22 protein-coding genes are annotated in these 22,814 nt (G+C 66.2%); 13 read left to right on the top strand and 9 right to left on the bottom strand.

The features are described from left to right. Positions 1-1,167 (top strand): acyl-CoA dehydrogenase family protein, encoded by a 1,167-nt coding sequence (locus ABQE93_RS22330; protein ID WP_448410665.1) that lies wholly within the window; start codon positions 1-3, stop codon positions 1,165-1,167. After that, a complete protein-coding gene (locus ABQE93_RS22325) occupies positions 1,164-1,985 on the top strand; it encodes a mycofactocin-coupled SDR family oxidoreductase (protein WP_448410509.1) in 822 nt (273 codons plus the stop codon). The genes ABQE93_RS22330 and ABQE93_RS22325 overlap by 4 nt, the downstream gene beginning before the upstream one ends. A gap of 8 nt (positions 1,986-1,993) precedes the next feature. Here the strand turns inward: ABQE93_RS22325 and ABQE93_RS22320 are convergent, their stop codons facing one another. Beyond that, entirely contained in the window at positions 1,994-2,446 is a 453-nt protein-coding gene (locus tag ABQE93_RS22320) for a MaoC family dehydratase (RefSeq protein WP_448410511.1), read from the bottom strand. 18 nt (positions 2,447-2,464) lie between these two features. Continuing rightward, on the bottom strand, positions 2,465-3,361 hold the full coding sequence (gene purU / locus ABQE93_RS22315) for a formyltetrahydrofolate deformylase (protein WP_448410513.1): 897 nt from the start codon (positions 3,359-3,361) through the stop codon (positions 2,465-2,467). 537 nt (positions 3,362-3,898) lie between these two features. Here purU and ABQE93_RS22310 point away from each other — a divergent pair. Genes ABQE93_RS22310 through ABQE93_RS22300 form a run of 3 tightly spaced genes read left to right on the top strand, consistent with a single transcriptional unit; the run spans position 3,899 to position 8,618 of the window. Beyond that, entirely contained in the window at positions 3,899-4,648 is a 750-nt protein-coding gene (locus ABQE93_RS22310) for a hypothetical protein (protein ID WP_448410514.1), read from the top strand. Then, complete coding sequence (locus tag ABQE93_RS22305; protein ID WP_448410516.1) at positions 4,645-6,771, top strand: Rv1355c family protein; 2,127 nt, start codon at positions 4,645-4,647, stop codon at positions 6,769-6,771. The genes ABQE93_RS22310 and ABQE93_RS22305 overlap by 4 nt, the downstream gene beginning before the upstream one ends. A gap of 47 nt (positions 6,772-6,818) precedes the next feature. Then, complete coding sequence (locus tag ABQE93_RS22300) at positions 6,819-8,618, top strand: putative bifunctional diguanylate cyclase/phosphodiesterase (RefSeq protein ID WP_448410666.1); 1,800 nt, start codon at positions 6,819-6,821, stop codon at positions 8,616-8,618. Here the strand turns inward: ABQE93_RS22300 and ABQE93_RS22295 are convergent. Further along, positions 8,565-9,497: an FAD-dependent oxidoreductase gene (locus tag ABQE93_RS22295; RefSeq protein ID WP_448410518.1), complete on the bottom strand. Its 933-nt coding sequence runs from the start codon at positions 9,495-9,497 to the stop codon at positions 8,565-8,567. The two genes, ABQE93_RS22300 and ABQE93_RS22295, sit on opposite strands and share 54 nt — an antisense overlap. Before the next feature lie 521 nt (positions 9,498-10,018). On the opposite strand from ABQE93_RS22295, the gene ABQE93_RS22290 reads away from it, so the two are divergent. Next, a complete protein-coding gene (locus ABQE93_RS22290; RefSeq protein ID WP_448410519.1) occupies positions 10,019-10,687 on the top strand; it encodes a TetR family transcriptional regulator in 669 nt (222 codons plus the stop codon). Positions 10,688-10,749: 62 nt separating this feature from the next. Then, positions 10,750-11,400, top strand: a complete 651-nt coding sequence (locus ABQE93_RS22285) for a ScbR family autoregulator-binding transcription factor (RefSeq protein ID WP_448410521.1) — start codon at positions 10,750-10,752, stop codon at positions 11,398-11,400. Between the two features lie 7 nt (positions 11,401-11,407). On the opposite strand, the gene ABQE93_RS22280 is transcribed toward ABQE93_RS22285, so the two are convergent. Beyond that, positions 11,408-11,770 (bottom strand): PAS domain-containing protein, encoded by a 363-nt coding sequence (locus ABQE93_RS22280; RefSeq protein ID WP_448410667.1) that lies wholly within the window; start codon positions 11,768-11,770, stop codon positions 11,408-11,410. Positions 11,771-11,932: 162 nt separating this feature from the next. Here ABQE93_RS22280 and ABQE93_RS22275 point away from each other — a divergent pair, with 162 nt between their 5' ends. Beyond that, positions 11,933-13,165, top strand: coding sequence for an acyl-CoA dehydrogenase family protein (locus ABQE93_RS22275; RefSeq protein ID WP_448410522.1), 1,233 nt, complete (start codon positions 11,933-11,935; stop codon positions 13,163-13,165). Positions 13,166-13,196: 31 nt separating this feature from the next. Then, positions 13,197-14,318 (top strand): acyl-CoA dehydrogenase family protein, encoded by a 1,122-nt coding sequence (locus tag ABQE93_RS22270; RefSeq protein ID WP_448410524.1) that lies wholly within the window; start codon positions 13,197-13,199, stop codon positions 14,316-14,318. 49 nt (positions 14,319-14,367) lie between these two features. Here the strand turns inward: ABQE93_RS22270 and ABQE93_RS22265 are convergent, their stop codons facing one another. From ABQE93_RS22265 to ABQE93_RS22255, 3 genes are read right to left on the bottom strand one after another with little or no spacing between them, the layout of a single operon-like run. Beyond that, entirely contained in the window at positions 14,368-15,006 is a 639-nt protein-coding gene (locus ABQE93_RS22265) for a TetR/AcrR family transcriptional regulator (protein WP_448410526.1), read from the bottom strand. A gap of 2 nt (positions 15,007-15,008) precedes the next feature. Further along, positions 15,009-16,091, bottom strand: coding sequence for an NAD(P)H-dependent amine dehydrogenase family protein (locus tag ABQE93_RS22260; RefSeq protein ID WP_448410528.1), 1,083 nt, complete (start codon positions 16,089-16,091; stop codon positions 15,009-15,011). 5 nt (positions 16,092-16,096) lie between these two features. Then, on the bottom strand, positions 16,097-17,125 hold the full coding sequence (locus ABQE93_RS22255) for a Rieske 2Fe-2S domain-containing protein (RefSeq protein ID WP_448410530.1): 1,029 nt from the start codon (positions 17,123-17,125) through the stop codon (positions 16,097-16,099). 107 nt (positions 17,126-17,232) lie between these two features. Between ABQE93_RS22255 and ABQE93_RS22250 the strand changes: the two genes are divergently transcribed. Then, a complete protein-coding gene (locus ABQE93_RS22250) occupies positions 17,233-18,153 on the top strand; it encodes an NAD(P)H-dependent flavin oxidoreductase (RefSeq protein WP_448410532.1) in 921 nt (306 codons plus the stop codon). Positions 18,154-18,171: 18 nt separating this feature from the next. On the opposite strand, the gene ABQE93_RS22245 is transcribed toward ABQE93_RS22250, so the two are convergent. Next, positions 18,172-19,344: a hypothetical protein gene (locus ABQE93_RS22245; protein WP_448410534.1), complete on the bottom strand. Its 1,173-nt coding sequence runs from the start codon at positions 19,342-19,344 to the stop codon at positions 18,172-18,174. A gap of 398 nt (positions 19,345-19,742) precedes the next feature. Between ABQE93_RS22245 and ABQE93_RS22240 the strand changes: the two genes are divergently transcribed. After that, on the top strand, positions 19,743-20,957 hold the full coding sequence (locus ABQE93_RS22240) for an NAD(P)/FAD-dependent oxidoreductase (protein WP_448410535.1): 1,215 nt from the start codon (positions 19,743-19,745) through the stop codon (positions 20,955-20,957). Here the strand turns inward: ABQE93_RS22240 and ABQE93_RS22235 are convergent. After that, positions 20,954-21,223 carry a YdeI/OmpD-associated family protein gene (locus ABQE93_RS22235; protein WP_448410537.1) on the bottom strand — a complete coding sequence of 90 codons (270 nt, stop codon included), beginning with the start codon at positions 21,221-21,223 and terminating at the stop codon, positions 20,954-20,956. The genes ABQE93_RS22240 and ABQE93_RS22235 overlap by 4 nt on opposite strands. Positions 21,224-21,292: 69 nt before the next feature. On the opposite strand from ABQE93_RS22235, the gene rnhA reads away from it, so the two are divergent. Further along, a complete protein-coding gene (gene rnhA / locus ABQE93_RS22230; RefSeq protein WP_448410538.1) occupies positions 21,293-21,766 on the top strand; it encodes a ribonuclease HI in 474 nt (157 codons plus the stop codon). Between the two features lie 40 nt (positions 21,767-21,806). Next, the gene (locus ABQE93_RS22225) at positions 21,807-22,805 is read left to right on the top strand and encodes a glycoside hydrolase family 6 protein (RefSeq protein WP_448410540.1); all 999 of its coding nucleotides are present in this window, start codon (positions 21,807-21,809) and stop codon (positions 22,803-22,805) included. The last annotated feature ends 9 nt before the right edge of the window (positions 22,806-22,814 follow it).

Raw genomic sequence — 22,814 nt, 5'->3', positions numbered from 1 at the left:
ATGACCGATGTCAGCGACGACGATTTCCGCGAGATCCTCGCACAGACACGTCATTTCGTCCGCACCGCGGTCGTGCCGCGCGAACAGGAGATCCTCACCGAGGACCGCGTCCCCGACGACCTGCGCGAGCAGGCCAAGGGGATGGGCCTGTTCGGCTACGCCATCCCCCAGGAGTGGGGCGGGCTGGGGCTCAACCTCGCCCAGGACGTCGAGCTGGCGATGGAACTGGGCTATACGTCGCTGGCGCTGCGCTCGATGTTCGGTACCAACAACGGCATCGCCGGCCAGGTGCTGGTCGGCTTCGGCACCGACGCGCAGAAGTCCCGCTGGCTGGAGCCCATCGCCAGCGGCGACGTCGTCGCATCGTTCGCCCTCACCGAGCCCGGCGCCGGGTCCAACCCGTCGGGGCTGCGCACCAAAGCCGTTCAGCAAGACGACGACTGGATCATCACCGGCCAGAAACGGTTCATCACCAACGCACCCACGGCCAACCTGTTCGTCGTCTTCGCCCGCACCCGCCCCGCCGACGACGACGGCCCCGGCATCGCGGTCTTCCTGGTGCCCGCCGACTCCCCCGGCGTCCAGGTCGGCGCGAAAGACGCCAAGATGGGCCAGGAAGGCGCGTGGACGGCCGACGTCAGCTTCGACGACGTACGCGTGCCCGCCGAGGCACTGGTGGGCGGCAGCGAGGACATCGGATACCGCGCGGCAATGATCTCGCTGGCGCGTGGCCGCGTGCACATCGCCGCCCTGGCGGTCGGCACCGCACAGCGCGCCCTCGACGAATCGGTGGCCTACGCCGCCACCGCCACCCAGGGCGGCACACCGATCGGCAGCTTCCAACTGGTGCAAGCCATGATCGCCGACCAGCAGACCGGGGTGATGGCCGGACGCGCGCTGGTCCGCGACGCGGCGCGCAAGTGGGTCGATGACGAAGACCGCCGTGTCGCCCCGTCGGCGGCGAAGCTGTTCTGCACCGAAATGGCAGGCCAGGTCGCCGATCTCGCCGTGCAGATCCACGGCGGCAGCGGCTACATGCGCGAAGTCGCCGTCGAGCGCATCTACCGCGACGTCCGGTTGCTGCGACTGTACGAGGGCACCAGCGAAATCCAGCGGCTCATCATCGGATCCAACCTCGTCAAGGCGGCACAGAAGGAGCGCGCATGAACGGACGGCTCACCGGCAAGGTGGCGTTCATCACCGGGGCGGCCCGCGGACAGGGCCGCGCCCACGCCGTCCGGATGGCCAACGAGGGTGCCGACATCATCGCGGTCGACATCGCCGGGAAGCTGCCGTCCTGCGTGCCCTACGACCATGCGACACCCGAAGACCTCGCCGAAACCACCCGCCTCGTCGAGGCAACCGGGCGACGGATCCTGGCCTCGCAGGTCGACATCCGCGACACCGAGGGCTTGAACCGCGCGGTCGCCGACGGTGTCGCCGCCTTGGGGCGCCTCGACATCATCGTCGCCAACGCCGGCATCTCTCCGCCCCAGGTGTGGAACGAGATCACCGTCGACGACTTCCGCGACGTGATGGACATCAACGTCACCGGCACCTGGAACACCGTGATGGCCGGCGCGCAGGGCATCATCGACGGCGGCCGTGGCGGCTCGGTCATCCTGATCAGTTCGGCCGCGGGAATCAAGCTGCAGCCGTTCATGATTCACTACACCGCCAGCAAGCACGCGGTCACGGGGATGGCCCGCGCGTTCGCGGCCGAACTCGGCAAGCATTCGATCCGCGTCAACAGCGTGCATCCCGGTCCGGTCAACACCGCGATGGGTTCCGGCGACATGATCGCGGCGATCGGGCGGACGTTGGAGACCAACCCCGCCCTGCAGAACATGATGACGCCGTTTCTGCCGACCTGGATTCTCGAGCCTGAGGATGTCGCCGACGTGGTGTGCTGGTTGGCCACCGACGACTCGAAATATCTGACCGCGGCGGCTATCCCGGTCGACCAGGGGTCAACACAGTACTGAGCTGACCGTCAGCGGATGTAGCGCACGATCGATTCGGCCACAGCCGCCGGCTTATCCGCGCCCTCGATCTCTACGGTCGTCGTCATGGTCGACTGCACGGCGCCGTCGAGTTGGTCGACCTTGGTAAGCTCTGCGCGGGCGCGCACCTTCGCACCTACCTTGACCGGTGTGATGAAGCGAACCTTGTTGTAGCCGTAGTTGATCGCCATCGTGATGTTTCCGACGGTGTAGAGCCGGTGCATGAAGCGCGGCAGCAGCGACAGGGTCAGCAGCCCATGCGCGATCGTGCCGCCGAACGGGCCGTCTGCAGCGCGCTTGGGGTCGACGTGAATCCATTGGTGATCGTCGGTGGCGTCAGCGAACAAGTTGACCCGCTCCTGGCTGATTTCCAGCCAGTCCGTCGGGCCCAGTTGGGTGCCTTCGGCCGCGACGAGCTCATCGAGGTCCTTGAACGTTCTCACTGCTTCTCCTTCGTCCCACTAGAAGATCACCGTCTGGTTGCCGTACTGGATGATGCGGTCCTCACAGTGCCATAGCACCGCGCGGGACAAAACAAGACGTTCCACATCGGCGCCAAGGCGCACCAGGTCGGTCACGCTGTGACGATGCCCGACGCGCACCACATCCTGCTCGATGATCGGCCCGTCATCGAGATCCTCGGTCACATAGTGCGCGGTCGCGCCGACCAGTTTGACCCCACGTTCTTTCGCGCGCCGATAGGGCGCGGCGCCGATGAGTGCGGGCAGGAATGAATGGTGGATATTGATGACCGGACATCCCACCGCATCAATGAATCGCGGTGTGAGGATTTGCATATAGCGGGCGAGCACAACGAGGTCGACGTTGCCTCGCAACAGTTGCAGTTGGCGTTGTTCGGCCTCGTCGCGAATATCTTTGGTTGCAGGCACATGCATAAAGGGCACCGAGAAAGGCCTGACTTGATCGGCGAGGTCGGCATGGTTTGAGATCACCATGACCACCGCCATGTCGAGTTCACCACGACGGTTGCGCCAGAGCAGATCAAGCAGGCAGTGATCTTCCTTGGAGGCCATGATCGCCACCCGTTTGGGCTTCGCCGCCTCGGTGAGCCGGAAATCCATATCGAACCCGGCGGCCACCCGGGTGGCGAAGTCCCGCTCGAGGGCGTCGCGCGCGGCCGCGAGACCGGGGAGATGAAAGATCGTGCGTTGCATGAATGTGCCGCCGGACTGTGCGGTCGCGTGCTGATCGAGCGAGAGGATATTGGCGCCCGCATCGGTGAGGAATGCGCTCACCGCCGCGACCAGCCCCGGCCTGTCGGCGCAGCGCAACAGCAGCCTGCCGATGTCCTTGACCGGAAGAGCGCCACGACCGCGCTCCGGATACTTCTCCTCCATCTGCCATAGCGTGTCATCTGCCCACGGCGAGCGCAGAAAAAGCCGGGCTGCCGGTCGTGCCGGTCCCCTCGAGTTCGTCGACGTCGGCCCGAAGCGGCGTACCTGGACGACCCGGACGCGCGGGTCGAATCGGGGCGGCCGGCGAAAAGCCGCATGCAGCGTCGGCGCCAATTCCCTGGTTTCAGCCGACTTTCCGCCTTCGAAACGACGAGAATCGGCTCGCTGCGGGTGCGGTGGGCAAAATTTCGGGGATAAGAACGCCAAAGGTTCTCTAACGCCCCGGTGAGTTCGCCAGCGTCCCACGCTCCCATCGGCTACCTGCTGAAACAATCACTGCAAAGATAGCCGCATGGTGCTTATCGGCCCGGGCGTCGACTAAGCTACTCCTGGGTATTCCCCGGACACGGGACAATATTTCTCCGCTAGCTGGTATTCGAGCGACTTCCAGCGAGATACTCAACATTGCATGCGGACATAACTATCCGATAAATCAGCGCCAACCACTGGTTGGTTGGCCATCAAACGAAATGGACGACCATGACGATCTCGCCCGCCGACACCATCGACCCCATTGTCACCAGCCTGCAGGACAGCCCCAGCTGTTATGACCCGCAGACCGAGTGCACGGTCGTGTTCGCCGACCCGCGCGTCGAGCGCGAACTTTGGGAAGACTTCGTCCAGGGAGCCTGCAAAAGCTATACCAACCACGGGGTCGAGGTCGCTCTGGACATGGATGCCCTCCCCTCCGGGCGCGACACGATTCTGTTCGCAGCCTGCGTGAACGACGCCGGCCGCGTCGTCGGCGGCCTGCGCGCAAAGGGCCCCTACCAGTCGGCCGACGAATGCCATGCCCTGCAGGAGTGGAGCGGCCAACCCGGGTATGCCGCTGTGCGCAAAATGGTCGCCGACCGCCTGCCATTCGGTGTCGTCGAGATGAAGACCGCATGGGTTACCGATGACCCCGAGCGCAGCCGCCAGCTGACCAGCGCAATCTCGCGCACCCCCTTGCACGCGATGAACTTGCTCGACATCCAGTTCATCGTGGCCACGGCCGCCTCCTATGTGCTCAAACGTTGGTTGTCCTCGGGCGGCCAGTTGGCGACCAAGATTCCGCCCACGCCCTACCCCGATCGCCGTTACCAGACCAGGCTTGCATGGTGGGACCGGCGCACATTTGCTAACCATGCTGACCCTCAGCAGCTTTCGCTGTTCATCGCCGAGCAGCGGCAGATGGCGCCGTGGCTTCATGAGGCGGTCGGCCCGGTGGCTGCCAGAATGGCGCAATGACCGCAAGCACCGATGGTGCAGAACAATGCAACGCAATAGTCCTCAACGCTGACGAGCCGCTCCTCTCGCAATTGCGGGCCGACCCACGGGTCGAGTTCATCGACGCGGCACCCGCTCAGCTGACGGCCCTGGACAGCTTGCGGCCACCGCCAGGCCCGGACGTGACCGGTGAACCGATCCGGTGGGCGTACTATCCATGGCGCGCAAAGGTAGTCAGCGTGCTGGGCCCGCACGGCTTTCGGCGGTTGCGGTTGGACCGGAACAGAAACCTGGTCACTGTGGCCGAACTCGACCGGCTCAGCCGGCTGCGCATCGGCGTCGTCGGCCTCAGCGTCGGCCATGTCATCGCGTATACCATTGCCGCGCAGGGGTTCTGCGGGGAGCTTCGGCTCGCCGACTTCGACGACCTCGAACTGTCCAACCTCAACCGCGTGCCAGCCACCGTGTTCGATTTAGGGCTGAACAAGGCGGTGGTGTGCGCCAGAAGGATCGCCGAACTCGACCCCTATCTGCGGGTGGTGGTGCAGACCTCCGGCATCACAACGGATTCCGTCGACGAGTTCATGGACAACGTCGACATCGTGCTCGAGGAGTGTGACTCGCTGGACGCCAAGGTGCTTGTCCGCGAAGCCGCGCGAGCCAGGAAACTGCCGGTGTTGATGGCCACCTCCGACCGATGCCTGCTCGACGTCGAGAGGTTCGATGTGGAACCCACCCGCCCGACATTTCACGGGCTGGTCGGTGACATGGACGCCGCCCAACTCAGGCGCCTGGACGCCCGCGAGAAGGTTCCGTACTCGCTACGGTTGGTCGACGCGACCCAGGTGTCACCGCGCATGGCGGCATCGCTGATCGAGGTAGGCCAAACGCTGTCGACATGGCCGCAGGTCGCGTCGGAGGTGGCGCTCAACACCGCGGCGGTCGCCGAGGCGGTCCGTCGGATCGGGCTGGGTGAGCCCCTTGCGTCCGGCAGGGTGCGAGTCGACGTCGCCGCAGCCCTCGACCGCATCGAAGAACCTGTGGTCCCGCCGACCGAACGCGGGGTCGACGACCACATCGAATCGCCGACGACGGCCGATGAAGCGGTCCGCGCCGTGCTGGCCGCGGCCAACCGCGCACCCTCCGGCGGAAACGCACAGCCCTGGCGCATCTGGGCCGACGGCGACACGGTGAAGATCGCCTTGGCACCGGAGTATGCGACGACGATGGATGTCGCTTGTCGGGCAAGCGCCGTCGCGGTCGGGGCCGCCGCGTTCAACGCCCGTGTCGCGGCGGCGGCGCACGCAATGGTCGCCGAGGTGACATTCGAACCTGACGCTGAACGCTCTCCCCTGGTTGCGACGCTGCACTTCTCACCGGGTGACGATCCGGCACTCGCCGCGCTCTACGAAGCCATGCTGCAGCGCGAGACCAACCGTCGTCCGGCCGAGCCGACGCCGATCTCCCCCGACACCCTGGAGCTTCTGGCCGCGGCCGCCCGACGCGAGGGGGCCCGGCTCACGATCCTCAACACAGCAGAACAGCTCGCAGCCGCCGCGCGAATACTGGCAGCCGCCGACCGCATCCGGTACCTGACACCACGGTTGCACGCCGAGATGATCGCCGAGCTTCGCTGGCCCGGCGACCCCTCACCGGACACCGGGATCGACGTCCACACCCTCGGATTGGCGGAGAGCGAGCTGGTCATGCTCGATATCCTGCGCAGACCGGAGGTGATGGCCCATCTGGCCGCGTGGGACGGTGGTGTCGCGCTGGGTGAGGACACCTACGACCGAGTCATCGGATGCGGTGCCCTGGGGGTGGTCTCCGTCTCGGGTGCTGACCTGGTCGACTATGCGCGCGCCGGATCGGCCGTGGAGTCGGTGTGGGTCACCGCACAACAGCACGGGCTTGGCGTACAACCGGTTTCACCGGCGTTCCTCTACGCCGTCGAGGCGCGGGCCCTGCAGGGGCTGTCACCTGCGTACACCAAGGAGCTTACTGACCTGCAATATAATTTTCGTATGGTCGCCGGCACCGATCCTGCAGAGTCACAGGCGTTGATACTCCGGTTCGCCCATGCACCGCGACCGTCGGTGCGAAGCCGCCGGCGCCGTGTGATTGCCCCTGATACGGAGGTTTAGTGCCCCGAAGTTTGGAAGTCCTCGTCACCTCGGTCGCTACCGAGTTGATGGCGGTGAACGCCGCCACCGAGGTCGAGGTCAGCCAGCGGGTCCTGGCTGACCTTGTCGACTACTTCGGTGTCGACGTCAGTTTCCTGCGCCGCAACGATCACCAGATCCGGGCTTCGGTGTTGGTCGCCGAGTGGCCGGTACGGCCGGGCATTCCGGACCCGGACCCGTTGGCGGTGGTGTACTTCGACGATGCCGATCCGGTCTTCGCGCTCGCCGAACACCAGAAGGAACCGATCGTTTTTCGGCCTGAACCCTCCACCGACGAGTACCAGCACACGATCAAGGAAGGCAGGCAGGTGCCTGCCACCTCGATGGCGTGTGTTCCGTTGCTTTCAGGAGACGTCACCAGCGGGGTGCTCGGATTCGTCAAGTTCGGCGACCGCGACTGGACACCGGCAGAGCTCAACGCGCTGAAAGCGATCGCATCGCTGTTCGCCCAGGTCCAGGCACGTATCGACGCCGAAGATCAACTGCGCTATCTGGCCGAGCACGACGACCTGACGGGGCTGTACAACCGCCGTGCGCTGTTGACGCACCTGGAGGCGCGCCTGCGGCCCGGGCGGCCCGGCCCCGTCGCGGTGTTGTTCTTCGACCTGGACCGGTTGAAGGCGATCAACGACTATCTCGGCCACACCGCAGGCGATTGGTTCATCAGAACGCTGGCAGAACGGCTCAAGGACTGCGCCGAGGGCCCGAACCTCATCGCGCGACTCGGCGGTGACGAGTTCGTCGTGGTGCCCGCCGAACCGATGGATGCCGCCACCGCGGGAACGTTGGCCCACCAGCTGAAATCCACGCTGCACGAACATGTGCCCGTCGACGGTGAGATGCTCACCCGCACCGTCAGTATCGGCGTGGCTGTCGGCGTTCCCGGCCGCGACACCACATCGGACCTGCTCGGACGCGCCGACCAGGCGGTGCTCAACGCCAAGAATGCGGGCGGCAACCAAGTGGCGGTATTCACCGACGAGATGTCGCTGGACACCGAACTTCGCAACGACATCGAATTACACCTGCAAAGCCAGATCGAAGACGGCGCGCTCGTCCTGCACTACCTGCCCGAGGTGGACATGCGCACAGGCGAGATCCTCGCCACCGAAGCACTGGTCCGTTGGCAGCATCCGACCCGGGGTCTGCTCGCACCCGACACGTTCATCGGCGTCGCCGAATCGATCAACCTCGCCGGGGAACTGGGGCGTTGGGTCATGCACGCCGCCTGCGCCGAGTTCGCGAGGTGGCGCGCCAGCGGCGTCGCGCACGACGTGCTACTGCGGATCAACGTATCGCCGGTGCAGTTGGTCACCGACGGCTTCGCCCAATCGGTCGCCGAGATTCTCGACGAGTTCGGCCTCGACGGCGCATCGGTGTGCCTGGAGATCACCGAAAGCGTTGTGGTGCAGGACATCGAGACCACCCGCATCACCCTGGCCGCGTTGAAACAGGTCGGTGTGCGCCTCGCCATCGATGATTTCGGCACCGGCTACAGCGTGTTGACGCACCTCAAATCTCTGCCGGTCGACACGCTCAAGATCGACAAGAGCTTCGTGCGCGAGCTGGGAGTCGACCCAGGTGACCTCGCGATCGTGCGCGCCATCATCGCGCTCGCCGACGCGTTCGGACTGGAGCTGGTCGCTGAAGGTGTCGAAACCGAAACCGCGGCATTGACGTTGCTGCAGCACGGATGTCACCGCGCCCAGGGCTTCTTGCTGTCGCGCCCGTTGCCGAGCGAAGAGATGGCGTCGTTACTGGCCGACGGGCGGATGCCCGTGCACTTTTCCGCAACGCCACTGGGGTGAGCGGTCATGGGTGGCGTGCAGGTTGCGGCGCAACCGGCGGTTGGCCGGTTGGCAGGTAGGTGGGACCGGCTGACCGAAAGGTTCGGAGGTCAGCAACTCGACGCGGCCGAACCGGCTCGCATGCTTGCTCACCAGACACACCCTCAGCGCGGCGTCGCCAACCGGTAGCGAGCCCGAACCGGCCGAGCCAGGGCATACGTCGCCTGCGGCGATCGTGACCCCGTGGCGGGCACGAACGGCGAACGGGCCCTCGGGCGTGATGAACACCGCACCCACCACGGCGCCTTCCTCGAACACGATGCGCTGCAGGACGCTGTCGGCATGCACCGCGATGCGCCGGTCGTGTGCCTGCGCCAGCAGCCAGTCATGCACCGATCCGCCGACATCGCCAGAAGCGAGTGTCATTGTCCCGATCTCCGCGACCGCGATCATGTCGCCGTCGCTGCTCTGCACCGTGCTCGAATGCCAATCCGACACCCTCGAGTGCAAGTATCCGTACGGCGAGGCCAAACAGCGTGCGGCCCAGTCGCCGAGCCGGGCGCCGACGAACGGCGCGACCGTGCGGCCGGACTGCGCGGGCGCGGGCTCAGAAACAACCCGGATCGGCACGCCGGCGTCGCTGGCAGCCGCTGGCAGCGGGATCAAATCCGACGACAGCGCCGTGAAGTAGTCGTTCGTTTCGGCGTCGGCGATGCCGAGGCCCAACCACGGCGATATCCGGTGGGCCGCGGAGGCTATTGCAGTCTCGCCGGTTTCGAAGGCCACCGCGGAACCGGCGACGAACACGTCCCCACCGACGTCGGCCACTGAGATGGCGCTCGCCAGCCCGGCGGTTCCTGAGCCGGTGCACACCAGGTCGACTTCTTCATCCCAAATCACCGTTAACTACCCCAATATTGCTATCTGTGCTGGTGTCGCGCGGTACGCCAGCAACGGCCCCGACCGGTCAGCGATAAAAACACGAGGTGATTGCGGGATAACCGAACCCGCCACGGCCGACGGGAAAAGCTGCACAGGTTTGCCCAAGCCAACCTCGGCTACGGCATACGAATCCCGCCCGTCATCGCTCGACAGACGTCGAGCCGGCAGTGGCGACCGCAATCGAGCCCAGCGGCGGCCTGCACGCATTTGCGCAGCTCGCAGCGGACCGTAAGTCATCACGAGAAGCACTTTACATACTTTTTGGCTGTTATGGGCGCAAGAACATGACTTTGAGTTTTTAGCAACGTGCGGCCCTGGACAGGCTCGGAACGTCCCGTCGTAGCGTGCCTTCGGCAGTGTCCCCTTAAGCTGCTGATTCGTGCGGGTGCCCCCTGTTACTGAAGTGACGCGGATGAAAGAATTACGCGGTTGAGAAATTTACGGCAAAGATTATTTAAGATCGGACGGCGCTACCTACAGTGACCGAACAAGTCGACCGGCGCGCGGACAGCACGCGGCTGCAGATCATCCGCGCGGCCGCCCGACTCTTCGCCGAGCAGCCCTACAGCAGGGTCAGCCTCGACGACATCCTCGCCGATGCGTCGGTGACCAAGGGCGCGATGTACTTTCACTTCCGCTCCAAGCACGCGTTGGCGTCGGCGATCGTCGAACATCGCTCCGCGGAAGCCAGGACGTCGATCACCGGACTGTTGGCACAACGGCTTTCGGGGCTGGAGACGCTGATCGACATCTACTTCCAGATCGCCGTCGAAGACGTCAGTGACGACGTGGCCCGGGCCGGGTTGAACCTGCTCGAATCAATTGGACAGGCCGACGACCTGAAGTTCCGAGTCCTCAACGAGTGGATCGATGCGATCGCCCGGATCATCAAGAAAGCCGTGGAACAGGGTGACGTGCGAAAAGACGCCGATGCGATGGGCGTCGCGCGGGTGTTGGTGTCGATGTACCTTGGCCTACGCCAGTGCAGCGACCTGGCCGACGCCGAACGTTTCCTGCGCGAGCTCGAGGCGGCATGGTCTGTGATGGTGCCGGGCTTCGTCGTCGACGACCGCAGAACTTATGTCATGGAGTTCATCAAGAGACGGACCGGTATCGCGATCAGGAAGGCCAAGCCCCTTCGCCGGTGATCTATTATTCGCATCCAGGCGTAGCCAACCGGTGAGCCGCGGATCCGGGAGGTGCTTGGATAATGGTGCGCCAAGCCCGCTCTGAGGCGACGCGGCAGCGGATCATCGGATCCGCGGTGCAGCTGTTCAACGAGATCGGTTATGACTCCACCGCGTTGGGCGACATCATCGAAAACTCCGAGTTGACCAAGGGTGCGCTCTATTACCACTTCGACTCCAAGCAATCGCTGGCCACCGCAATCATCGAAGAGGGCAACGCCATCCTGCTGCGCGCGTTCAGCAACATTTCGGAACTGTCGGCGCCGGCCCTCGAGCGCATCATTCACGGCTCGTTCTTCGTCGCCGACCTGCTGGGCTCCGACCTGGTGGCACGCATCGGGCTGCATCTGCTTCAGGCGTTGGGCGAGTTCAACGAGGCCGCGGTACAGCAATACGAACGGTGGGTGCACAGCGTGTCGCTGAACGTGACCGAGGGGATCGAAGAGGGCGACGTGCGACCGGATCTGGACACCCGCGCGGTCAGCGAATCTATCGTCGCCGCGATGATGGGCGTCGAGCTGCTATCCAACGCCAAGACTTCCGGTACGGACATGCTGCCGCGAGTCGCCGCGATGTGGGACCTGCTGCTACCCGGCATCGCCACCCCGGAATCGCTGCCCTATTTCCGTGAGTTCTTGGCAAGGGAGTCGATGCGGCGTACGGCGTCCTCCTAGAGCAGTCCTAAAGTTCGGCGTACCACAGCCGTTCGGTGAGGTCCTGGAACGTGGCGAGGGCTACCGGGTCGTCGCCGCGCAGCAGCGCCGACTTGCTCATCCGCGCCCGCACGACGGAGCCGTCCTGGTGCAGCAGTTCGACGACGAGGTTGGCGTGGGCGCGCACCAGCGACACGGCCGACTCGTCGGTCGGCATGGTGTGGAAGACGTCGGGGAATTTCAGCGCCATGATGTCGTCAGGCGTTTGACCCAGCATGTCGCCGAAGGCCGCGTTGGCGAACAGGATTTCCCCGTCTTCGGCGATGGCCAGCACCGGCACCGGTAGTCGTTCGAGCACGACCAGTGCGGGTAGCTCCCGCAACAGTGCCATGGGTGATTGGGGGTCCTGACCGCCTCGCCGCCGTTCCATGTTCCTGATTATTGCGGGTGTGAAGTAAACCGTCACCCGCGATGGAAGATACGGACCCGCACGCGCCCGACTTGATTAACTAGGTTTACCCTGTGAAGGCGCTCGGCAGACAGGGGATCGACGATGGACCTCAGATGGTCGGAGACCGACATCGCGTTTCGCGATGAGGTTCGGGCATTTCTCAAAGACAAGCTCACGCCGGAGCTACGTCGCGCCGGAAAGTTGATGACCAGCGTCTACGCCGACCACGACGCGAGCATGGAGTGGCAGCGGATCCTTCACGAACGCGGCTGGGCGGCTCCGGCATGGCCGGTGGAATACGGTGGCTGCGACTGGAGCCTGACCCAGCACTACATCTTCAGCCGCGAGTCCACGCTCGCCGGCGCGCCGTCGCTGTCGCCGATGGGCATCCGGATGGTGGCCCACGCCTTGATCGCGTTCGGCACCGACGAGCAGAAGGATTACTTTCTGCCGCGGATCCTGACCGGTGAGGTGTTCTTCTGCCAGGGCTACTCCGAACCGGAAGCGGGCTCGGATCTGGCGGCCTTGTCGATGGCTGCCGTGGACGACGGTGATGACCTCGTCTGCACTGGAAGCAAGATCTGGACCACTCACGCCCGCGAAGCCAACTGGATGTTCGCGTTGGTGCGGACGTCGAAGACGCAGAAGAAGCAGCAGGGCATCACGTTTGTGCTCATCGACATGACCTCACCGGGCATCGAAATCCGCCCGCTGGTGATGACCTCCGGCGAAGAGGTGCAAAACCAGGTCTTCTTCGATGAGGTCCGGGTGCCCAAGAAGAACGTGCTGGGCAAGATCGACGACGGCTGGACGGTGGCCAAATACCTACTGGAGTTCGAGCGTGGCGGCGGCGCCTCCTCCCCCGCCCTGCAGGTGATGGCCGACGAGATCGCCGACGTGGCCGCCGATCAAGCCGGGCAGGACGGTGGCAAGTTGATCGATGATCCCGCGTTCGCCCGCAAGCTCGCCGACGCGCGGATCCGCACCGAGGTGCTGGAGATCCTCGAGTACCGGGTGCTGGCCACCGTGGCCGAAGGTAAGAACCCCGGCGTCGCCGCCTCGATGCTCAAGGTGCTGGCCACCGAATTGAGCCAGGCCATCACCGAACTCGCGATGGAGGCCGCCGGTCCCCGCGGGCGGGCCTACCAGCCCCACGGCACCTGTCCGGGTGGGCCGGTGTCGATGTTCGAGCCGCCACCGGACGGCTATCTCAGCGGTGAGCCGTGGCAGGCCGTCGCACCGCTGCGCTACTTCAACGACCGCGCGGGCTCAATCTATGCCGGCAGCAACGAGATTCAGCGAAACATCCTGGCCAAAGCGGCCCTCGGACTTTGATGAAGGGCTTGGTTTTGATGAAGGACTGGGTATGGATTTCAAACTGAGCAAGGAACAGGAACTGCTGCGCGACAGCCTGGTCAAGTTCCTGTCGACGCGATACGACCTGGAGAAAAGCCGGACGGCGGCCAAGACGGGTCCCGGCTGGCAACCGGAGATCTGGGCCGGCTTCGCCGACGAGCTGGGCATCCTGGGTGCGGCCTTACCCGAGGACGTCGGTGGCATCGGCGGCGGGCCGGTCGAGATGATGGTGATCGCCGAGGCGCTGGGACAGTCGCTTGTGGTGGAGCCGTATGTCGACACCGTCGTGGTGGCCGGCGGGCTGCTGCGCCGCGCCGGTGGCGCGGTGGCGACCTCCGTGCTGGAGCGCGTCGTCGCCGGGACGGCCGTCGTGGCCCTGGCCGCGACCGAAGCCGAATCAGGTGACAACTGGCTCGAGGCGGCAACGGTCGCCGAGCGCGACGGAGACGATTGGGTGCTGCGGGGCGCGAAGATCGTCGCCGCCAGCGCGCCGTTGGCGTCGCACCTTTTGGTCACGGCGCGCACCACCAACGGGATCTCGCTGTTCGTCGTCGACCTCGCCGACGGCGCCGTCGGCCTGACGGCCCATCATTACCGGACCGTCGACGATCGCCGTGCGTCCGATCTGGTCTTCGACGGTCTACGGCTGCCGGCCACCGCACTTCTCGGCGAGGAGGGTGCCGCAGCGGCGTCGTTGGAGCAGGCCCGCGACGAAGGCGCGGCGGCAGTGTGCGCCGAAGCCGTGGGTTGTATGCGAAAGGTGTTGGCGGACACCGTCGAATATGCCAAGCAGCGTCAGCAGTTCGGGCAGCCGATCGGCAGCTTCCAAGCGCTGCAGCATCGCATGGTCGACATGCATATGGAGCTCGAGCAGTCGGTGGCCGCTGCCTATCTGGCGATCCTCAACCTCGAAGCCGAGCCGGCCGTGCGGGCGCGGGCGGTGTCGGCGGCGAAGGCCACGATCGGGCGGGCCGCGCGGTTGATCGGCCAGGAGGCGGTGCAGATGCACGGCGGGATGGGCATGACCGAGGAGCTCGCGATCGGCCACTATTTCAAGCGGCTGACCGCCCTGCAGTACGAGTTCGGCTCGACCGATCACCATGTGTCGCGCTACGCCACCCTGACCCGCTAGGCCCCTTCTCGGCGCTCCCTGGAGGCGTGGGCAGGCCCCCCTGATACCGCTACACCCGCACCTGCTGGTCGATGTACGCGGTGACGACATCGGTCAGCGCCCGCAGTTCCCGACCGACGTCGATCGGCTCGGAGACCGTCATCTTGGCCATCATGGCCCCCATCAGCGTGGTCCACATCAGGTTGCCCACCGCGTCGGCGTGCGCCTCGTCAAGACCTTCGGTGACGTAGCGGCCGAGGCGGGTCAGGGTGGAGAACAGCTCGGCGAGATGGCGCTGCTGCGCATCGGTGCGGCTGGTGCGGGTCGCGATCAGGATCTCAAGGGCGGCAACCGATGTCGGGCTCAAAAAGGCCTCTGCCACCGCGTCGATCACCAGCCCGGCGCGCTGACGGCCGACGTGCGCACCCAGCCGGGGTTGCAGTTCGGCCAGGCAGGACTGTAACTGCGCGAACCCCTCGTCGACGACGGCCATCAGCAAGCCGTCGCGGTCGCCGAAGTGGTACTGGATGACGCCCCACGTCACGCCCGCGCGCTCGGTGATGTGCTTGGCGCTCGCCGCGCCGAACCCCTCGTCGAGCACGCACCGAACGGTCTCGCCGATGACCATAGCGCGGGTGCGGTCCGCCCGTTGCTGCTTGCCGTTGACGGGACGGCGCGGGGCGACGTTACCCGCCCGGGGCGCGTTCACCGCTACTTCTTGAACCGCCCGGCGAACCCGCGCAAGGGAACGTCGGCGCTGGTGAGAATTCCGGGCGGCGCGTCGATGACCGAGCGGATCGCGTGCAGGGCAGGCATGCCGGTCACCGTCATGCCGATCGAGGCGAAGTTCGACGGATCCGACAGGTCCACACCGGGTTTCGGGAAGATCATGTGCTTGTTGTAGATACACGGATCACCCTTGATGTGGGTGATATAGCAGCCCTGGATGTCCCAGTGCGGATCGGTGTGCGGCGTCATCTGCCATTCCAGGTGCGTCTCGACCCGCGGCACGCCGTCCACCATGCCCTGGTACTTGATGTAGTTGCCGCCCAGCGATCCCTTCGGCAGCTGGTACCAGCCGAGGTCGACATCCTTTGTGCAGGCGCCCAACTCGTAGGAGAACTTGACCTCGTCGAGTTCGAGGTCGAAGCAGTCAGCCATCATCAGCACACTGTCGGCGAAGACGCGGGTGTACTTCTCGAGCATGCCGGGGATCTCGGGATCGTCGACGGGCCTGCCGTAGCCGACCTCGATCCAGGTGTCCTTCGAGTGATGGCAGGACACATCAACGGACTCGATCGTCGTGACGTTCTCGATCTCGGCGACGTCGGCCGAACACACCACCCCCAGGATCTGGTTGAGGCCGGGGTTCATCCCGGTGCCGTAGAACGTCGAACCACCCTTCTCACACGCGGCCGCCAACAGCTGCGACACCGGCTTACCCGACGGGTGCGGATGGTTGGTGTCGCGGTGCCAGCCGGTGATCCAGTCGGCGGTGGTGACGATGTCGATGCCCGCCTCGAGGACCTTGACGTACAGGTCTTCGTCCGGGAACACCCCGTGGAAGGTCAACACGTCGGGTTGGGCCGCGATGATCTCCTCGACCGTGCCGGTGGCGGTGACACCGACGGGGTCGATTCCCACAATGGAACCGGCGTCGCGGCCGACCTTTTCCGCGGTGTAGCAATGTAATCCGACGAGCTCGAGATCGGAATGGGCGCCGATCCGCTTGATCATCTCGGTGCCGAGGTTGCCGGTGGCGACTTGGAAGACGCGAATGGGGCGTTGGCTCATGCGGTTCAGCCTTTCTCAGGTGTCAGCAGCTCGGCGGCCGAGCCGCCGAGCCCGTCGGGATAAAACTGGGTGGCCCACTTGCGGATCGCGGTGAACCCCTCGTATTCGGAGCCGGCGAGCGCGGGCGGATCGGAATACCGTTGGTGCGACCAGATGTGGATGTCCTGGGTGAACTGCCGGATGACTTCCTCACCGAACTCGCGCGCCTTTGTCTCCGCGCGCGCCGGGTCCCGCACGGCCCCCTTGGGGCGGCCGATGTAGACCATGAACCGCACGTCGGCGGTGCGCTCGTCGACGGGGGTGACCGCCGAGATCGTCCGGTTGTCCACCATGCCCCAGCTCTTGGTGACCGCGATGCCCAACCCGCCGTTGATCGCCTCAACCCCGCTCTTGACGTCGTCGATCGACTGGTTCTCGTCACCCTCGAATGTGATGGTGAAGTCGACGAACGACACCGGCTGGTCGAAATCGTGGCGGGTGAACACCGGCACGATGGGCGTCTTGTGTACGTACTTGAAATGTGCGAAGTCCACGCCGTTTTCGAGTACGTACTGCGGATGGAGTTCCAAGCCTTCGCGAAACAGGGTCATCTGCGGGTAGTAGTCGTCGGCGCTGCTGCCGTCGGCGAAGCTCGCGAACACGTCGGGAGCATCGAAAAACGGTGCGCGGCCTTCGATGTCGTGCCACAGGTAGATCGACTCGTTGCGCTCGACGACCGGATAGGTGCGGATGCGCCTGCCGCGGTTCGGCCGGCTCTCGTAGGGGATGCAGACGTTGCGCCCCTCGGTGTTCCACTGCCAACCGTGGAAGGGGCACTGGATGACGTCGCCCTCCACATGGCCTCCGTAACCCAGGTGGGCGCCGAGGTGCTCGCAGTAGGCGTCCATCACGACGGCTTCACCGGACGCGGTACGCCAGCCGATCATCTCGCGGTCGAAGTACTTCATCCGCCGCACCTCGCCGGGCTGGATCTCGGCCGACCACGCGACCTGAAACCATCCGGTCGGTTTCATCGACAACGGCGGCTTGGCCATCGGCGCCCTCTCTTCGACACGGCCGGACCCGCAAAATGATAGAGCACTCAATGTTAAAAACGCCAGCAGTTGGCGCGGGCGCCGCACCGGCCGGACACAATGATCGCGTGGCCAATCGCATTCAGACCCTGCTCGGTGTCGACTATCCCGTCGTCCAGGCACCGATGACCTACATCGCCCGCGCCGAACTTGCCGCCGCCGTCTCGGATGCCGGCGGGCTGGGCGTCATCGAGACGCTGACCCCGGAAGGTCGCGCCGACCTGTTGCGGGTGCGTGAGCTCACCGACAAGCCGGTCGCGGCGAACCTGATGATCCAGGGCTGGAAGGCCGATCCCTCCATCGTCGACACGTTGGCCGCGGCCGGTGTGCGACACGTGTTCACCTCCGCGGGCGATCCGGCGTTGTTCACCGCCCGGCTGCACGACGCCGGCATGACCGTCGTCCACGTGGTGGGGTCGCTGAAGGGTGCACGCAAAGCCGCCGACGCCGGCGTGGACGCGTTGGTGGTCGAGGGCGTGGAGGGCGGCGGGTTCAAGTCCCTGTTGGGCGCCTCGACGATGGTGTTGTTGCCGTTGGTCGCCGAGCACGTCGAGTTGCCGATCATCGCGGCGGGCGGCATGTGCGACGCCCGGTCCGCCGCGGCCGCGCTGGTGCTGGGCGCCGAGGGGGTTCAGATGGGCACCCGGATGCTGGCCAGCCTGGAGTCTGCGGTGCACAGCAATTTCAAGGACGCGATCGTGGACGCCAACGATGCGGGCACGGTGCTTCTCGCCGTTCCGGGCAATCCGACGATGCGGGTGCTGCGCACCGGTCTGGCGGCGCGGATAGCCGCCGACGACCCGGAGGCCGAGCTGCTCGGCAACGTCACACAGCTCTACTTCGACGGCGACATGGAGGCCAGTGTCGCCAACACCGGGCAGGTGTCGTCGCGCATCGCCGAGCTGCTGCCGGTGTCGGAGATCGTGCAGCGGACGTGGAAGGAGATCGACGCGGCATTGGCCGCGGCGCATAGCCGCGCGGGCACCTGACGCTGACGCGTCGAAGCGCTAAGCGACTTCCTCCAGCTTGCGCACGGTGCGTGCGGCCTGCGGGCAGACCGCGCGTGCGGTGCGCGGGCCCCTGGCGCGCTGCCGGAACGTGATCAGCGAGCCGGAGCGGACGACGCCAAGCGGTCCGGGACCGGCGAAGCGCGCGATTGCGCTCGACCGCACCACGAACGCCGCCTTGGCCTGACGGTATCCGAGCCGAACACCGGCCGCGACGATGATCAGCAGACCCGCGACGCCCGGCAGCGCCAACGCGGCCAGCGCCGTCAACGAGGCGGGCACCAGAACGGCGCTCACGACGTGATCCAAGAATGACTTCGCGGCGGGCGGGCCGCCGGTCTCGGGCGCCGACGGCACCGTCCCGGCAACCGACAGCGGCTTGTTCAGACCGTTGCTGATGACCGTTCCGAGCGCGGCGCGGGGGGTCATCGCGCCGAACAGCGGCGCACCGGCGGGCGCCACATACGGCGCCTGCGACATCTGCGGCCCGAACAGCGCGGGCTCCTCGGCGGGCACCAGCGTCGGACGCTGCGAAGCAACGCCGCCGACGAAGGTCGGCGGTTCAACCGGCGGCATGGTGACCATCAGCGAATACAGGTTCGACGGCACGTACACGATCGGCACGATGGCATCGGCGACCGTGGTGAGCATGTACTGCACCGAGGTGATGACGTCGGTGATGGGCGTCTTCGAGGTCGGCAGCGCCGCCAGGGTGCGCGGCACCGTCTCCATCACCTGCACCACCGTGGTGAACGCGTTGGTGATCGGCTCGATGGCCTTGAGGAACTGTGCGCTGTAGTAGGGCGAGAACCTGTCCGGTGTGCCCGGCGGCGCTGCGGGCGTGCGCGTCAACGCCGTCCGCACCGCGTCACCCCAACCCGACGTCGTCGACGACGGTGCGGGTGTGGTCGACGCGGGTTCGGTGGATGCGGCAGCCGGCGTGGTCGTCGCCGGTGCGGTAGTCGCCGGCGTGGTCACGGCCAGCTCATCTGCGGGGGCGGCCGTCTCCTCGACGGGCTCCTCTTCGGTTCCCTCCAGGTCCGGGAGAACGACGGCCGAGTCGTCGTCGGCGCCGTCCCCAATCCCGAGGTCATTGAAGAACGAGGTGATCCGCTGCCTGACCTGTCCGAACGGACGGCTGAGGGCGGAGTCGTCGTCACCGTCGGCTTGCACCGTCGTCGCGGTCGTCGTGGTGGTCGTCGGGCCGCCATCCGTGCCGTCGGACGTCCCGCCTGCCGACGCGGAACCCTGGCTGGCAGATGACGTACTTTGGCTGGACGTCGAGGAAGTGCCCGAGTCGGAATCTGCCGCGGCAACCGCGCCGGCACTACCGATGAACAGGCCTAATGTGAGCGTGCACACGCCCGCTGAGATGCGCAAAACTGACGTAGGGATGATCGCCTCCGTCCAGCAAGCCCCCGCCCGCGAATAGTCGGTCGCCATTGTCGCACACAGAGGCCGACAACTGCACCAATCCACCATGAATCGCGGCGTACGGCCGGCGCGCCGGTTCGATATCAGGGGACGAATTCAGCAGGTGTGAACGCGGACCTGATGCAGAATTCGACGCGATGAGCGCGAAAAGAGTTCTCGTCCTGGGGTCTGGATTCGCCGGCTTGTGGGCGGCGCTGGGCGCTGCGCGGCGACTCGACGAGCTCAAGGTGCGCCGCGACGACGTCGACGTCACCCTCGTCAGCGCCCAACCGTTTCACGACATCCGGGTCCGCAACTACGAGGCCGATCTGAGCGCCTGCCGGATCCCGCTGCCGGAGTTGCTCGAGCCCGCCGGCGTCGGCCACATTACGGCCGAGGTGACCGGGATCGACGCGTCGGCAGGCACGGTGAGCACCGCCGACGGGACGACGCTCGGCTACGACCGCCTCGTGCTGGCGGTGGGCAGCCAGGTGGTCAAACCGGATCTGCCCGGGCTGGCCGAGTTCGGCCACGACGTCGACACCTACGACGGTGCGATGAAGTTGCATGCGCACCTGAAGGAGCTGGCCCGGTGCGAGTCGAATCCGGCGACCGCCACGGCGGTGGTCGTCGGCGCGGGTCTGACCGGCATCGAAATCGCCAGCGAGTTGCCGTCGATGCTGTCCGATGCGCTCGGGCCGGCCACCACGCCGCGGGTGGTCCTCGTCGACCGCAACCCGCGGGTCGGTTCCGACATGGGCGAGTCGGCTCGCCCGGTCATCGAGAAGGCGTTGGCGCACAACGGCGTCGAAGCCGTCACCGGCGTCGGCGTCAGCGCTGTGGACGAATTCGGTGTGACGTTGTCGTCGGGCGAGGTCATCCCCGCAGCCACGGTGGTGTGGTGCGCCGGGATGCGCGCGAACCCGTTGACCGCACAACTCGGGGTGCCCTGCGACAGGCTGGGCCGCCTACCCGTCGACGACTACCTGCGCGTGCACGGCGTTGCGGGCGTATTCGCCGCCGGCGATGTGGCGGTGGCCCGGATGGACGACGAACACGTTTCGGTGATGTCGTGTCAGCACAGCCGGCCGATGGGCCGCTACGCCGGCCACAACGTGATCGGCGACCTGCTCGACGCTCCCCTGCTGGCGCTGCGAATCCCGTGGTACGTCACGGTTCTCGATCTCGGCGCCGCCGGAGCGGTCTACACCGAAGGCTGGGCCCGGCAGGTGGTCGCCACCGGCGCCGAAGCCAAGGCGACCAAGTACACGATCAACCGCGAGCGCATCTATCCCCCGCTCACCGGTGACCGGACCGCGTTACTCGCGGCGGCCGCCCCGCAGGTGCAGACCGCGCCGGCATACGAGCATTAGGGCTTACCGTTGCGCTCGCGGTGTTTACAACCGGGCCAGCAGCACGGCCGCCGCATCCCCTCCTCCAATTCCTCCTGGGTGCGCCGGATGCGGCGTTCGCGAGTGGCCGCCTGCTTGGCGTCCTCGACCCAGCAGATGAACTCGTTGCGCGCCAGCGGCGTGATGTCCTTCCACGCGGTTAGCGCCGTGTCGTTGGCGATCAACGCCGTCCGCAGATCGGCAGGCAACTTGTGGACCACCCCGCCGGGTACTCGCTGACTACTCACGGCAGTCACGATAAACGCCTGCGGGTGTCGCGACGCCAATTGCGCGCCGCGGTGCCTATTCTCGGCGGCATGGTCGAGTCCACCGAGGACCCAGTGCTCATCCACACCGACGGTGGGTGCCGGCCCAACCCCGGTCCGGGCGGCTGGGGCGCGGTGCTGCGGCACCGCCAACACGTCCGCGAGATGTACGGCGGTGAGTCCGGGCTGACCAGCAACAACCGCATGGAGCTGATGGCGCCGATCATGGCGTTGGAGGCGCTGACCCGACCGGTGGCGGTGCACATCCACACCGACAGCACCTATGTGCGCAACGGCATCACGAAGTGGGTGCTGGGGTGGGAGCGCAACGGGTGGCTGACGGCGGCCAAGCAGCCCGTGAAGAACGTCGACCTGTGGCAGCGACTGCAAGCGGCGTGCGCGCGGCACCGCGTCGAGTGGTTCTGGGTGAAGGGCCACGCGGGTGTCGCCGACAACGAACTGGCCGACGCGCTGGCGACCCGCGGTCTGCAGGAAGCCCTCGCCGAACCCCTGAGCGCCCGGTGATTGGCGCTTTGTCGCGCCGAGGCTCTATTTTCTCGGGGTGATGTCCTCAGCCGTACGCGCAGTCGCGCGCTGGACCGTTCCCTTCCTGGCCGTCGCCGCGGTTGCCGGCACGGGGCTGGTCGCCGACCCCGTGACGGTCGGCCCCATCCCGCAGGTTCGCCTCGCCGCCGAGGCGAACCCGTTGGCCGGAATGCCGTTCTATGTCAACCCGCAGTCGAAGGCGCGCGTCGCAGCGGACGGGGTCGATCCGCCGAACCCCTTGCTCAATGCGATCGCCGACACGCCGACGGCGTACTGGATGGATCATCTGTCCACGCCCGCAGTCGACGCGAAGTACATCGCCGACGCGCAGGCCGCCGGCGCCATGCCGATCCTGGCGCTGTACGGAATCCCGAATCGCGACTGCGGCAGCTTCGCCGCCGGCGGGTTCGGGTCAGCCGGCGCCTACCGGGGCTGGATCGACGGCGTCGCGGCCGCCATCGGGTCGGGCCCGGCGGCGGTCATCCTCGAGCCGGATGCGCTGGCCATGGCTGACTGTCTGTCGGCAGAGCAGCGTCAGGAACGCTTCGACCTGATGCGCTACGCGGTCGACACGCTGACTCGTAATCCGGGCACCGCGGTGTACGTGGACGCCGGGCACCCCCGCTGGGTGGGCGTGGAAGACATGGCCGCCCGGCTCAACGAGGTGGGTGTGACCAAGGCGCGTGGCTTCAGCCTCAACACCGCGAACTTCTTCACCACCGAGGAGTCGATCGGCTACGGCAACGCGATCTCCGGGCTCACCAACGGCGCCCACTACGTCATCGACACGTCGCGCAACGGCAACGGCCCGACCGACGAGGAGCTGTACTGGTGCAATCCGCAGGGGCGGGCGCTCGGTGCGCGGCCGACCACCCAGACCGCGAGCCCACAGGTCGACGCCTACCTGTGGGTAAAACGTCCCGGTGAATCCGACGGGGCGTGCAGGAGCGGCAACCCGCCCGCGGGACGTTTCGTGAACGATTACGCCATCGACTTGGCCCGCAACGCCGGGTGGTAGAGGCCGCTT

The organism is Mycolicibacterium sp. XJ662, assembly GCF_053484035.1.
Note: the sequence above shows the minus strand (reverse complement) of the source record. Positions and strands in the feature narration are given on the sequence as shown.